Here is a 13,589-nt window from a genome sequence, read left to right on the forward strand (position 1 = left end):
CGCAGGAAATATCATGACAGGAAACGAAAATAACCTGATTTGGATCGATCTGGAGATGACCGGATTGGATCCTGAACGCGATCGTATCATCGAGATCGCTACATTGGTCACTGACGCCAATCTGAACATTCTTGCGGAAGGGCCGGTGATCGCCGTGCATCAATCCGATGAGCAGCTTGGCCTGATGGATGACTGGAACGTGCGCACTCATACCGGCAGTGGGTTGGTGGAGCGGGTGAAGGCCAGCCAATTCGATGATCATGCCGCCGAGCTGGCCACCATTGCCTTCCTGCAGCAGTGGGTGCCGGCAGGTAAATCACCGATCTGCGGTAACAGTGTGGGCCAGGACCGCCGTTTCCTGTTCCGTTATATGCCTGAGCTGGAAGCCTACTTCCATTACCGCTATCTGGACGTCAGTACTTTGAAAGAGCTGGCGCGTCGTTGGAAGCCGGAAATTCTCAGCGGTTTTAAAAAGCAGGGCACTCATCAGGCAATGGATGATATCCGTGAGTCGGTGGGCGAATTGGCCTATTACCGTGAGCATTTCATTAAGTTGTAATGGATGCACGGCCCCATAACCGGGGGCGTCTTGTCAAAAGCGGCCGATCCCGCCGCTTAATTAGCCAGTTTGGCGCTTTAATCGGCAATCAAACAAAAAACGTGTTTTTTTGCTTTCAGGGGCTTGCGGCAGAAAGGATTTCTCGTATAATGCGCACCCCGTACCGATGAAGAATTTCGTTTAGTTCCGACATCGTTACGCCGGGCGGGAATAGCTCAGTTGGTAGAGCACGACCTTGCCAAGGTCGGGGTCGCGAGTTCGAGTCTCGTTTCCCGCTCCAAATTCAACAATGCTGCTTTATGTGGCGTGATGAATAAAAAAAGTATCAAGTAGTACCCATGCGACGCGGGAATAGCTCAGTTGGTAGAGCACGACCTTGCCAAGGTCGGGGTCGCGAGTTCGAGTCTCGTTTCCCGCTCCAAAAAATTCAAAGGCCATGTTGTTGTTTGATGGCCGGATGCACAAGCATCTCAATGCGGGAATAGCTCAGTTGGTAGAGCACGACCTTGCCAAGGTCGGGGTCGCGAGTTCGAGTCTCGTTTCCCGCTCCAATTTTATCTTCGGTTTAACTTAGTCCAACGCCTTTATCGGCGCGGCTTCTTGTCCCGTTATACATACCCTGTCGAAATGTTGTAAACAGACTTATCCACAGGTAGCGTACATAATACCCTCAGCTCAAAAAATCAACGCCACAGAAATGAAATATTTATTGCATTGATTCGTAAGCATTTTTATTTATCGAAAAACGTTATACCGATCACTTGCTCTTTTTGTTGCACTTGAAAGACAAAGCATTTTTATTTTTATGCACAAATCCACAGAGTGACTGTTGGGCCCGGAAGTAAGGGTTTAGGCATCCCTCGGTAATCCTTTTTCCACAGCCCGAATCAATCGTTTTTTCTGCGTTGTCTGTACTTCTATACCCTGTGCCTCGCGCCGTCCCAACTGCTGCTCCAGCGCCCAATGAATATGTTCGTCCAGCATGGCGTCCTGTTCCAACCGGGAGCGCAGCGCAATGACTATCGCATCCTGATAAGGGGCATTGCCTAATGCCACGGCAATATTACGCAACCAGCGCAAATGGCCGATTCGCCGGATAGCGGACCCTTCGGTAATGCGCAGGAATTTCTCTTCCGTCCAATCGAACAGTTCAATCAATTGCGGCGCATGCAACGCAGCTCGTGGGCTGAAGTCATCTTCGTCGGTGAGCTGTGAGAAACGGTTCCACGGGCAGATCAGTTGGCAATCATCGCAGCCGTAAATACGGTTGCCTAACAGTGGGCGGAACTCTTCCGGGATCGCACCCTCCAGCTCGATGGTGAGGTAGGAGATGCAGCGTCGGGCGTCCACGGTGTAGGGCGCGACGATGGCGCCGGTCGGGCAGGTGGTGATGCAGGCCACGCAGCGGCCACATTGTTCCTGTTGCGGCTTGTCTACCGGCAGGGGCAGATCGATCAGCAGTTCGCCGAGAAAGAACCAGGAACCGGCTTCGCGATTGAGAATAAGTGAGTGTTTACCAACCCAGCCAATCCCGGCCTTGGAGGCCAAGGCGCGTTCCATCACCGGTGCGGAGTCAACAAAAGGGCGAAAATTTAGCTCGCCGCAATAGGCCTGGATCTGGTCGCCGAGCTTTTTCAGCCGTTGGCGCAGCAGTTTGTGATAGTCCCGCCCCAGTGCATAGCGGCTGACATAACCCAATTCAGGGTTTTGTAATGTGCTGGCAAAGGCCGCTTTGGCCGGCAGGTAGTTCATGCGTACGCTGATGACACGCAGTGTGCCGGGCAGTAACTCATGAGGCCGGGCGCGCAGCATGCCGTGGCGCGCCATCCATTCCATTTCGCCGTGGTATTGTTTGTCCAGCCAGGCCTGTAGTTTAGGCTCTTCCGCGCTGAGATCGGTGTCGCAGATGCCTACCTGCTGGAATCCTAGCGATTGGCCCCATTGCTTGATATGTTGGGCTAGCTGATTGAGATCGAGGGGGTGAGTCATGACGGGCCACAGTGAAAAACAATACTCTGACAGTTTATCACACTCTGTCTGGTCTGCGGACTGGATCCGGCGTGCGGAAGCCAGCGCCGCCGCCTCGCAAGGTATTTCACTATACCAACTGATGCAACGTGCCGGAGAGGCCGCTTATACCCTGGCGCTTGACCAATACCCGGCCGGCCACCACTGGCTGGTGCTGTGCGGTCATGGCAACAATGGCGGTGACGGTTACGTGGTCGCCAGGCTGGCAGCGGCGGCTGGTGTCAAAGTTAGTCTGATCGCCTGCGAAGGCACGCGCCCACTGCCGCCTGAAGCTGCCGAAGCACGACAGGCCTGGCTGGCCGCTGGCGGCGAAATTCTTCCGGCTGAGAGCCGTTGGCCGGAAAGCATCGACCTGATTATCGACGGCCTGCTTGGCACCGGGTTGAGCAGCGCACCACGAGCGCCGTACCATGCCCTGATTGAAACCGCTAATCGCCACCCCGCACCGGTTATCGCACTCGACATTCCCTCTGGCCTGTTGGCTGAAAGCGGCGCTGCGCCTGGGGCGGTGATCCGCGCCAGGCACACGATGACGTTTATTGCCCTCAAACCGGGCCTGTTGACCGGTCAGGCTCGTGACTGGGTCGGGCAACTTCACCAGAGTACGCTAGGATTATCTGGCTGGTTGGCGAAGCAACCGACACCGATTCAGCGGCTTACTGCCGAGTCCTTGCCCCAGTGGCTGAAACCGCGTCGTCCCTGCTCACATAAAGGTGAACAAGGGCGTCTGCTGGTGGTCGGTGGCGATCACGGCTTTGGCGGCGCGATACGCATGGCGGCAGAAGCGGCCTTACGCAGCGGTGCCGGATTAGTGCGAGTACTCACTCACATTGAGCATGTTGGACCCTTGCTGACCGCCAGACCTGAGCTGATGGTGCAGCCTTTGAGTGACGAGACGCTGCAACAGGCACTCGAGTGGGCTGATGTGCTGGTCGTGGGGCCGGGATTAGGCCAGGGAGAATGGGGTAGGAATGCGCTGAAAGTATTGCAAGCCAGTGATAAACCGGCGTTATGGGACGCGGATGCGCTTAACTTACTGGCATTAAACCCCGAGAAGCGTCAGAATCGTGTGATTACCCCGCATCCTGGGGAGGCGGCACGCCTGCTGGGGTGCCGTACCGCCGAGATTGAGAGTGATCGCTTACTTGCAGTGCGTAACCTGGTGGCGCAATACGGTGGCGTAGCCGTGCTGAAAGGCGCCGGCACGCTGATTGCCGATCGGCAAGGCCAAATGGCGATCGCCGACGTCGGCAATGCCGGCATGGCTTCTGGCGGGATGGGTGATGTCCTGTCGGGCATCATCGGCGGTTTGCTGGGGCAAAAGCTCTCGCTGTATGATGCTGCCTGTGCCGGATGTGTGGTGCATGGCGCAGCTGCCGATCGCGTGGCGGCAAGACAAGGAATCAGGGGGATGCTGGCGAGTGATTTACTGCCTGAAATTCCTTATTACGTTAATCCTGAGTTGGCATAAATAGAAACTATCGAATGAAAGAACTCGTTTTACCTCTGCCGGATGAGGCAGCGACTGTCGCATTGGGAGCCGTCTTGGCTAAGGCGTGCGATCGTGCCAGCGTAATTTATCTTTACGGAGACCTGGGTGCCGGTAAAACCACCTTCAGCCGAGGTTTCCTGCAGGCATTGGGGCATCAGGGCAACGTTAAAAGCCCAACTTACACGCTGGTGGAGCCGTATGCGCTGCAACCGCTGGCGGTGTATCATTTTGATCTGTATCGCTTAGCCGATCCGGAAGAACTCGAATTTATGGGTATTCGCGATTATTTTGCGCAGGATGCCATTTGCCTGGTGGAATGGCCACAGCAGGGCACGGGCGTATTGCCGGAGCCGGATCTGGAACTGTATCTCAGCTATCAGGATCAGGGGCGAGAGGCAAAAATTCAGGCGGTTTCCGCCTACGGCAGCCAGCTTTTAGACCGTATTCACGGGCCACAGGAATGACGCCGCAATGACGTATGCGTTGAGAAAACTACTCGTAATCGCCCTGATCGCCGTATTGGGGCCCTTGGGTGCGGCCAGTGCGCTGGCGGCATCGTCGCTGTCTGATATTAAAGTCACCAATGCCCAGCGCGAAGCTACGGTTTCGGTGAGCTTCAATGGTCCGCCGGATTATGCCTTCTTCCCTTTGCACGGACCTGACCGGGTGGTCCTGGACGTTAACCAGAAAGGCAAAGTTGGCGGTCTGCCGCTGAATTTTAGCGGACAAAACCTGGTGAAAAGCATTCGCTCCAGTACGCCGAAAGATGCCCAGAGCGTGCGGTTGGTGTTTGATCTGACCCAGCGCGCGAAGACCCGGGTGGCGACACGCCAGAGCGGCAGTATCTATACCGTGGTGTTTACCATTGCCGCGGAAGGCCGTGCGAATACAAATGTCGTGCGTAAAGCCCCGGTGCCGGTGCCTGCTCCGGTGGCCGTGAGCCAGCCAGTGCGCAAAGCGCAGGTGGTGAGTGAACCTGAGCCTGAGCCAGTCCCGGTGCGTAAAGCGCCGAGTGGTTCGAACCCCTTCACCAATAAGCCAACCGTGGTTGCAGGTACCGCATCGGAAGTTACGCCGCGTAGCAGCCGCGTTTCCGCAGGTTCCGGCGATCGGGTCGTGGTGGCGATTGATGCCGGTCACGGCGGTCAGGATCCGGGTGCCATCGGGCCGAACGGCCTGAAAGAGAAAAATGTCACTATTGCCATCGCTCGTCGCCTGCAGGCGTTGCTGGATGCCGATCCTCAGTTCAAACCGGTCTTAACGCGTAATGGCGACTACTTCATCTCGGTGATGGGACGTTCCGACGTGGCGCGTAAGCAGGGCGCAAACGTGCTGATCTCCATTCACGCCGATGCTGCACCAAACCGCAGTGCCAACGGGGCCTCGGTTTGGGTGTTGTCCAACCGCCGTGCCAACAGTGAGATGGCGGGCTGGCTGGAACAGCATGAGAAACAGTCTGAATTACTGGGTGGGGCGGGTGATCTGCTGGCCAACAGCCAGGCGGACCCTTACCTGAGCCAGGCGGTGCTGGATCTGCAGTTCGGTCACTCGCAACGCGTGGGTTACGATGTCGCGGTTAAAGTCTTGCAGCAGTTGCAAAGCGTCGGTTCATTGCATAAACGTCGTCCGGAACATGCCAGCCTTGGCGTGTTGCGTTCGCCGGACATTCCATCATTGCTGGTGGAAACAGGATTTATCAGTAATAGCACGGAGGAGCGGCTGCTCGGCAGTAGCGCGTATCAGGAAAAAATTGCCAAGGCGATCCATAACGGCCTGCGCAGTTATTTCCTGGCGCATCCGCTACAAGCCGACCCAAAGGTGGAAAACCGACCGCTGGACGTCGCAGCGGCGGTTAACTCCTCAACAACAGACGTCAGTCAGCCTGCACCGGTCGTCAGTTCGGCCAGCAGCAGCCGCATTAGCGGCAAAACACAGATTCACGTGGTGAAGCGGGCGGAAACGCTCTCCGGTATCGCCGACAGCTATGGCACCACCATGGCGGCGTTACGTGAGCTGAACAAGCTGAAGAAGGATGGCGTGTGGGTCGGCCAGCGCCTCAAAGTACCGGCGGGTAAAACTGCCGCTGCCAGCACGGTCGCCAAGGCCAAGCCCAGCGTGAAGAAGCCGTCGAAGCATAAAGTGACCCGCGGTGATACTTTGACATCTATTGCCAGTCGTTATGGTGTCAGCGTTAGCGACCTGAAACGCGTGAATAAACTGAAGTCGGACGTCGCGCCGCTGGATCGGACGCTGACCATTCCGCAGGCCTAGTGCCCACATTACAGGAGTCAGCATGCCCATCCAGGTGTTACCGCCCCAGCTTGCCAACCAGATTGCCGCCGGTGAAGTGGTCGAGCGCCCCGCGTCTGTGGTCAAGGAACTGGTGGAAAACAGTCTGGATGCCGGGGCGACGCGCATTGATATTGATATCGAACGCGGTGGCGCCAAGCTGATTCGCATCCGTGATAACGGCTGCGGTATTGGCAAGGATGATTTGGCTCTGGCGCTGGCCCGTCACGCCACCAGTAAAATCAGCACCCTCGACGATTTGGAAGCCATTGTCAGCCTCGGCTTTCGCGGTGAAGCTTTAGCCAGCATCAGCTCGGTTTCCCGTTTGACTCTCACTTCTCGCACCGCAGAACAAAACGAAGCCTGGCAGGCTTATGCCGAAGGCCGTGACCAGGCAGTAACGGTCAAGCCGGCGGCGCACCCGACAGGCAGCACGCTGGAAGTTTTGGATCTGTTCTACAACACCCCGGCGCGGCGCAAATTTATGCGCACCGAGAAAACCGAATTCGGCCATATCGATGAAGTGGTGCGACGCATTGCGCTGGCACGCTTCGATGTGGCAATTAACCTCAGCCACAATGGCAAACTGATGCGCCAGTATCGTGCGGCGAAAGATGAAAGCCAGTACGAGCGTCGCCTGGGCAGCATTTGTGGACCGGCTTTTTTACAGCATGCATTGAACATATCCTGGCAGCACGGTGATCTGACCATTCGCGGTTGGGTGGCCGATCCTGCTGGCGCGCGCCAACTGGGCGAAATGCAATATTGCTACGTCAACAGCCGCATGATGCGCGATCGTTTGATCAATCACGCCATCCGTCAGGCCTATCAGGATCAACTGAAAGACGACCAGCAGCCGGCTTATGTGCTATATCTCGAGGTTGACCCGCATCAGGTGGACGTGAATGTCCATCCGGCCAAGCACGAAGTGCGTTTCCATCAGGCGCGGCTGGTGCACGACTTTATCTATCAGGCGGTAACCACCGTATTGCAGCAGGTTGGCAATGCACCACTGCCGCTGGCCGAGGAAACAGATCAGCCATCTGCACCAGTCTGGCAGCCGGAAAACCGCGTCGCCGCCGGTGGCAACCATTTCTCGCAGCCGGCACCGCGCCGCGAAACCGCATCGACCGAACCTGCCGTCGCGCGTGAGCGTGCGCCACAACCGGCTTATCATTCGGGCAGTGGTTATCAGAAACGTGAAGGTGAGCTGTACAGCAAACTGTTGCAGGCCACTCCGGCTGCTGAGCCTCTACGGCAAGAAACACCGAAACAGCCGCTGTTCCCTCCGGTAAAAACCGAGCAGGAAACGCCGCTGGCCGGCAGTCAGCACAGTTTCGGCCGGGTGCTGATGATCCACCCTCCCTGCTATGCGCTGATTGAAAACCGTCAGCAATTGATGTTGCTTAATCTGCCAGTGGCCGAACGCTGGCTGCGCCAGGCGCAACTCAATCCTTCGCCAGAAGGTTTGCGGCCTCAGCCGCTGCTGATCCCGATCAAGCTGACGTTGAACAAGCAAGAAGCGGCTGCCTGTGTGCACCATCAGCCGCTATTGGTAAAAATGGGGCTGGATCTGCAGGCAGATCATGGGCGTGTGACGCTGCGCGCAGTACCTTTACCATTACGCCAACAAAATTTACAAAAACTGATACCCGAACTGTTAGGCTACTTGGCCGAGCATCAGGAGATGTCGCCCGCGGTATTGGCTACCTGGTTCGCCCGCCATTTAGGGAGCGAACATGAGCAATGGAACACCTCGCAAGCGATACAATTGTTGACCGACGTTGAACGACTTTGCCCGCAGCTGGTCAAATCACCACCGAGCGGACTTTTACAACCTGTTGATTTACAGGCTGCACTGGCAGCACTTAGGCATGATTGAAACTGAAATGACACCACGTCCCCCGGCTATTTTTATCATGGGGCCGACCGCCTCGGGCAAAACCGCATTGGCGATCGCGCTGCGTGAACGCCTGCCTGTGGAATTGATCAGCGTGGATTCCGCGCTGATTTACCGCGGTATGGATATCGGCACGGCCAAACCGAGCGCTGAAGAATTGGCGCAGGCGCCGCATCGGCTGATTGATATACACGATCCTGCCGAAGCCTACTCCGCTGCGGATTTTCGTGCCGACGCACTGAAAGAAATGGCTGCCATTACCGCTGCCGGGCGTATCCCGCTGCTGGTGGGGGGCACCATGCTTTATTTCAAGGCGTTGCTGGAAGGATTATCGCCGTTGCCGCCCGCCGATCCGGCGGTGCGCGAACGCATCGAACAGCAGGCGGCAGAGCAGGGTTGGGACGTTTTACACCGTCAGTTACAAGAGATTGACCCGGTTGCGGCATTGAGAATTCATCCGAATGATCCGCAGAGACTGTCCAGAGCACTGGAAGTTTTTTTTATTTCGGGTAAAACTTTAACGGAACTGACTAAAATTTCGGGTGAATCGTTGCCGTATCATGTTCACCAATTTGCGATAGCACCGACCAGCCGTGAGTTGATTCATCAACGTATCGAGCTGCGGTACCATCAAATGTTGGCGGCAGGTTTTGAAACGGAAGCGCGTGCACTTTTTGCACGGGGTGATTTGCATACGGATTTGCCTTCCATTCGCTGTGTCGGTTATCGCCAGATGTGGTCATATTTGTCTGGCGAGATTAGTTACGATGAGATGGTTTATCGTGGTATTTGCGCAACGCGTCAGTTGGCCAAGCGCCAAATGACCTGGTTACGAGGCTGGGACTCGGTACATTGGCTGGACAGCGAGAAGCCGGGAGAGGCTTTGGACTCGGTAATACAGGTTGTTAGTGCATAGGTTGAGTGATTGTGTACAATTGATGAGTATTCAGCGCGCAAATTTTTTAGGTCGTTTATTTTAGAGCCGACAGGTTCTTAGTTAAAAACAACAAGCAAATAAGGAAAAGATAGAATGGCTAAGGGGCAATCTTTGCAAGATCCGTTCCTGAACGCATTGCGTCGTGAACGTGTTCCGGTTTCTATTTATTTGGTGAATGGTATTAAGCTGCAAGGCCAGATTGAGTCTTTTGACCAGTTTGTCATCCTGTTGAAAAACACGGTGAGCCAGATGGTTTATAAGCACGCTATCTCTACCGTTGTCCCGTCACGCCCGGTTTCGCACCATAGCAATACTCCGAGCGGCGGCACCAGTAATTATCACCATGGTAACAACCCGTCTGCGCCGCAACAGCCGCAGCAGGAAAGCGATGACGCTGAATAAAGCGCGTTGCGAGTCAACCATGACGGGGAGCATAAGCAGCCGTGGGCTGTTTATGTCCCCCAAACTCACGGGTTCCCGTTTGAGAGGTTGCAAGCTTGTTTGACCGTTATGAAGCCGGTGAGCAGGCCGTCCTGGTTCATATCTATTTCTCGCAAGACAAAGATACAGAAGATCTCAGTGAGTTCGAATCCCTGGTGTCCTCTGCGGGTGTCGAAGCTTTGCAAGTGGTGACTGGTAGCCGCAAAGCCCCACATCCCAAGTACTTTGTCGGTGAAGGAAAGGCCGAAGAAATTGCAGATGCGGTAAAAGCCAGTGGCGCATCTGTTGTCCTGTTTGATCACTCCCTTTCTGCGGCGCAAGAGAGAAACCTTGAACGCCTGTGCGAATGCCGGGTGATCGATCGCACCGGGTTGATTCTAGACATCTTTGCCCAGCGTGCCCGTACCCATGAAGGTAAGCTGCAGGTAGAGCTGGCGCAGTTGCGTCACATCGCCACGCGTTTGGTTCGTGGCTGGACGCACCTTGAGCGTCAAAAAGGGGGGATTGGCCTGCGCGGGCCAGGGGAAACCCAGTTAGAGACCGACCGTCGTCTGTTACGCGATCGCATTAGCTTGATTCTACGCCGCCTGGAGCGGGTAGCTAAGCAGCGTGAACAGGGCCGACGTGCGCGTACCCGTGCTGAAGTGCCAACCGTATCGCTGGTGGGATACACCAACGCCGGTAAATCCACCCTGTTTAATCGAATAACGTCTGCGGATGTCTATGCTGCAGACCAGCTATTTGCCACCCTGGATCCAACCTTGCGGCGCATTGATGTGGCCGATGTGGGCGATACCGTGTTGGCGGATACCGTAGGCTTTATCCGGCACCTGCCGCACGATCTGGTGGCCGCCTTCAAGGCAACGCTGCAAGAAACGCGTCAGGCCTCTTTGCTGTTACATGTAATCGACGCCGCGGATACCCGTGTCGATGAAAACATTGAAGCGGTAAATACCGTGCTGGCAGAGATTGACTCGGATGAGATCCCTACACTGTTAGTGATGAACAAAATAGATATGCTGGATGATTTTGTTCCGCGTATCGACCGCAACGATGAAAACTTACCGATCCGGGTGTGGCTGTCCGCCGCCAGCGGTGAAGGTATCCCGTTGCTGTATCAGGCGTTGACGGAGCGCTTATCGGGGGAAATCGCGCATTATGAGCTGCGCTTACCGCCAGAGGCAGGCCGTCTTCGTAGCCGTTTTTACCAGCTTCAGGCAATTGAGAAAGAGTGGAACGAAGAAGACGGCAGCATTGGCGTGGTGGTGCGTATGCCCATCGTCGAATGGCGTCGCCTCTGCAAACAGGAACAGGATCTGATTAACTTTATAGTATGATCATATCCTGTTACATTTGAGCTTCGCGTAAGCCTGAAGTACCCAATCACAGAATATGGAGCTAAAACATGGCGTGGAATCAGCCCGGTAATAACGGACAGGACCGCGACCCGTGGGGGAGCAGCAATAACAATGGCGGCAACTCTGGCGGTAATAACAAAGGCGGTCGCGATCAAGGGCCACCTGATTTGGACGATATCTTCCGCAAGCTGAGCAAGAAATTGAGCGGCTTGGGCGGGGGCAAAGGCTCCAACGGCAATAACAGCGGCGGCACGGGCACCTCGGGTCCAGGCCTCAGCGGTCGTATTATCGGTATCGCCGCGGTTGCGGTGGTGGTGATTTGGGCCGCCAGCGGCTTCTACACCATCAAAGAAGCCGAGCGCGGTGTCGTGACTCGTTTTGGCAAGTTCAGTCACCTGGTACAGCCGGGTTTGAACTGGAAACCGACCTTCATCGATGAAGTTCGTCCGGTCAACGTGGAATCGGTGCGTGAACTGGCCGCTTCTGGCGTGATGCTGACCTCCGATGAGAACGTGGTGCGCGTAGAAATGAACGTGCAGTACCGCGTAACCAATCCGGAAGCGTATCTGTTCAGCGTGACCAATGCCGACGACAGCCTGAGCCAGGCTACTGACAGCGCCCTGCGTGGCGTTATCGGCAAGTACACCATGGACAAGATCCTGACCGAAGGCCGTACTATCGTGCGTAGCGATACCCAACGCGTACTGGAAGAGACTATTCGTCCGTACAACATGGGCATCACGCTGCTGGACGTCAACTTCCAGGCCGCTCGTCCGCCGGAAGAGGTAAAAGCCGCATTTGATGATGCGATTGCCGCACGTGAAAACGAGCAGCAGTACATCCGTGAGGCAGAAGCTTACGCCAACGAAGTTCAGCCACGTGCGAACGGTCAGGCGCAGCGTCTGCTAGAAGATGCCAAGGCGTATAAAGACCGTACCATCCTGGAAGCTCAGGGTGAGGTTGCTGGCTTTGCCAAGCTGTTGCCGGAATACAAGTCTGCACCGCAAATTACCCGCGAGCGTCTGTATATCGAAACCATGGAAAAAGTCCTGAGCCACACCCGTAAGGTGTTGGTGAATGACAAAGGCAACAATCTGATGGTGTTGCCACTGGATCAAATGCTGCGTGGCCAAGCCGGCGCGGCAGCTGACGGCAGTAAAGACACCAGCCTGATTCGTCTCAACCCGGGTACATCTGCCAACAGCGGCGCCAGCTCCAGCAGCCAGCGCACCAGCAACGGCTCGGTCATGGACCAGCGCCGGGCTAATGCACAGCGTGACGACACCACTCGCGTAGGGAGAGAATAATCAATGCGTAAGTCTTTTGTAGTAATCGTCCTCGCGGTGCTGGTGGCGTTGTACGCCTCTCTGTTCGTGGTTCAGGAAGGTCAGCGTGGCATCGTGCTGCGTTTTGGCAAGGTACTGCGTGACAGCGACAATAAGCCGCTGGTATATGCGCCGGGTCTGCACTTCAAGATCCCGTTCATTGAGTCAGTGAAAACGCTGGACGCACGTATCCAGACTATGGACAACCAGGCTGACCGCTTTGTTACCAGCGAGAAGAAAGACCTGATCGTCGATTCTTACCTGAAATGGCGTATCAGCGATTTCAGCCGTTACTACCTGGCAACCGGCGGCGGTGATGTTTCACAGGCCGAAGTGCTGCTGAAACGTAAATTCAGTGACCGTCTGCGTTCCGAGATTGGTCGTCTGGATGTGAAAGACATCGTAACCGACTCGCGCGGCAAGCTGATGTCCGACGTACGTGACGCGCTGAACACCGGTACCGTGGGTGATGACCAGGAAGTGGCGACCACCGAAGCCGATGACGCTATCGCCTCTGCGGCGGCGCGTGTTGAAAAGGAAACCACCGGCAAACTGCCGAAGGTTAACCCGAACAGCATGGCGGCATTGGGTATCGAAGTGATCGACGTGCGTATCAAGCAGATCAACCTGCCGGCCGAAGTGTCTGATGCAATCTACCAGCGTATGCGCGCCGAGCGTGAAGCGGTAGCCCGTCGTCACCGTTCACAGGGTCAGGAAGAGGCTGAGAAGCTGCGCGCGACTGCAGACTATGAAGTGACTCGTACCCTGGCAGAAGCCGAACGTACGGCGCGTATCACTCGTGGTGACGGTAATGCCGAAGCGGCCAAACTGTTTGCTAACGCATTCAGCCAGGATCCGGACTTCTACGCCTTCATCCGTAGCCTGCGTGCTTATGAAACCAGCTTCAGCAGCAGTAACCAGGACGTGATGGTACTGAGCCCGGACAGCGATTTCTTCCGCTACATGAAGTCGCCTGATTCCGTGCGCAAGTAAGCACGACAGGTTAATGATCGAGGGCCCGTTTAAACGCGGGCCCTTTCTTTTTGGGAGTCACTGATGAATTCAACGATCTGGCTGGCACTTGGGCTGGTTTTGGTGCTGGAAGGCTTGGGCCCGATGTTGTTCCCGCAGGCCTGGCGTAAAATGATACTGGCGATGACCCAGTTTCCTGACGCGACACTGCGTCGATTTGGCGGTGGAATAGTGGTTGCGGGCTGCGTGATCTACTACATGTTGCGTACACACGCAGGGGTTTAAAGT

The 13,589-nt window shown here is 55.8% G+C and carries 12 protein-coding genes and 3 tRNA genes; 14 read left to right on the forward strand and 1 reads right to left on the reverse strand.

All coding sequences use genetic code 11. The features are described 5' to 3' along the window. The first annotated feature begins 13 nt into the window (after positions 1-13). The 4 genes from orn (at position 14) to QOT07_RS01640 (ending at position 1,110) form a co-directional block, all read left to right on the forward strand. A complete protein-coding gene (gene orn / locus QOT07_RS01625; protein ID WP_085119392.1) occupies positions 14-559 on the forward strand; it encodes an oligoribonuclease in 546 nt (181 codons plus the stop codon). A gap of 204 nt (positions 560-763) precedes the next feature. Further along, a tRNA-Gly gene (locus QOT07_RS01630) sits at positions 764-839 on the forward strand. Positions 840-904: 65 nt separating this feature from the next. Continuing rightward, positions 905-980 (forward strand) — tRNA-Gly (locus tag QOT07_RS01635). 54 nt (positions 981-1,034) lie between these two features. Then, positions 1,035-1,110 (forward strand) — tRNA-Gly (locus QOT07_RS01640). A gap of 298 nt (positions 1,111-1,408) precedes the next feature. On the opposite strand, the gene queG is transcribed toward QOT07_RS01640, so the two are convergent. Then, positions 1,409-2,548 carry a tRNA epoxyqueuosine(34) reductase QueG gene (gene queG / locus QOT07_RS01645; protein ID WP_099064464.1) on the reverse strand — a complete coding sequence of 380 codons (1,140 nt, stop codon included), beginning with the start codon at positions 2,546-2,548 and terminating at the stop codon, positions 1,409-1,411. Here queG and nnr point away from each other — a divergent pair. From nnr to QOT07_RS01695, 10 genes are all read left to right on the forward strand, one after another. After that, positions 2,547-4,058 carry a bifunctional ADP-dependent NAD(P)H-hydrate dehydratase/NAD(P)H-hydrate epimerase gene (gene nnr / locus QOT07_RS01650; protein WP_283602455.1) on the forward strand — a complete coding sequence of 504 codons (1,512 nt, stop codon included), beginning with the start codon at positions 2,547-2,549 and terminating at the stop codon, positions 4,056-4,058. The two genes, queG and nnr, sit on opposite strands and share 2 nt — an antisense overlap. Positions 4,059-4,072: 14 nt before the next feature. Continuing rightward, positions 4,073-4,543, forward strand: a complete 471-nt coding sequence (tsaE, locus tag QOT07_RS01655; protein ID WP_283602456.1) for a tRNA (adenosine(37)-N6)-threonylcarbamoyltransferase complex ATPase subunit type 1 TsaE — start codon at positions 4,073-4,075, stop codon at positions 4,541-4,543. 7 nt (positions 4,544-4,550) lie between these two features. Further along, positions 4,551-6,350: an N-acetylmuramoyl-L-alanine amidase AmiB gene (gene amiB, locus QOT07_RS01660; RefSeq protein ID WP_283602457.1), complete on the forward strand. Its 1,800-nt coding sequence runs from the start codon at positions 4,551-4,553 to the stop codon at positions 6,348-6,350. A gap of 22 nt (positions 6,351-6,372) precedes the next feature. Then, positions 6,373-8,250, forward strand: a complete 1,878-nt coding sequence (mutL, locus tag QOT07_RS01665) for a DNA mismatch repair endonuclease MutL (protein WP_262261522.1) — start codon at positions 6,373-6,375, stop codon at positions 8,248-8,250. Continuing rightward, positions 8,243-9,184, forward strand: a complete 942-nt coding sequence (miaA, locus tag QOT07_RS01670) for a tRNA (adenosine(37)-N6)-dimethylallyltransferase MiaA (protein ID WP_283602458.1) — start codon at positions 8,243-8,245, stop codon at positions 9,182-9,184. The genes mutL and miaA overlap by 8 nt, the downstream gene beginning before the upstream one ends. A gap of 114 nt (positions 9,185-9,298) precedes the next feature. Further along, entirely contained in the window at positions 9,299-9,607 is a 309-nt protein-coding gene (gene hfq / locus QOT07_RS01675) for an RNA chaperone Hfq (RefSeq protein ID WP_012004894.1), read from the forward strand. Between the two features lie 95 nt (positions 9,608-9,702). Further along, on the forward strand, positions 9,703-10,983 hold the full coding sequence (gene hflX / locus QOT07_RS01680; RefSeq protein WP_085119406.1) for a ribosome rescue GTPase HflX: 1,281 nt from the start codon (positions 9,703-9,705) through the stop codon (positions 10,981-10,983). Between the two features lie 68 nt (positions 10,984-11,051). Then, positions 11,052-12,311 (forward strand): FtsH protease activity modulator HflK, encoded by a 1,260-nt coding sequence (gene hflK / locus QOT07_RS01685; protein WP_085119407.1) that lies wholly within the window; start codon positions 11,052-11,054, stop codon positions 12,309-12,311. A 3-nt stretch (positions 12,312-12,314) separates the two neighbouring features. Further along, positions 12,315-13,322: a protease modulator HflC gene (gene hflC, locus QOT07_RS01690; RefSeq protein WP_085119409.1), complete on the forward strand. Its 1,008-nt coding sequence runs from the start codon at positions 12,315-12,317 to the stop codon at positions 13,320-13,322. 63 nt (positions 13,323-13,385) lie between these two features. Beyond that, the gene (locus QOT07_RS01695; RefSeq protein ID WP_017891360.1) at positions 13,386-13,586 is read left to right on the forward strand and encodes a DUF2065 domain-containing protein; all 201 of its coding nucleotides are present in this window, start codon (positions 13,386-13,388) and stop codon (positions 13,584-13,586) included. The last annotated feature ends 3 nt before the right edge of the window (positions 13,587-13,589 follow it).

It is taken from the genome of Serratia proteamaculans (assembly GCF_949794035.1).
In the GTDB taxonomy this organism is placed as follows: domain Bacteria; phylum Pseudomonadota; class Gammaproteobacteria; order Enterobacterales; family Enterobacteriaceae; genus Serratia; species Serratia proteamaculans.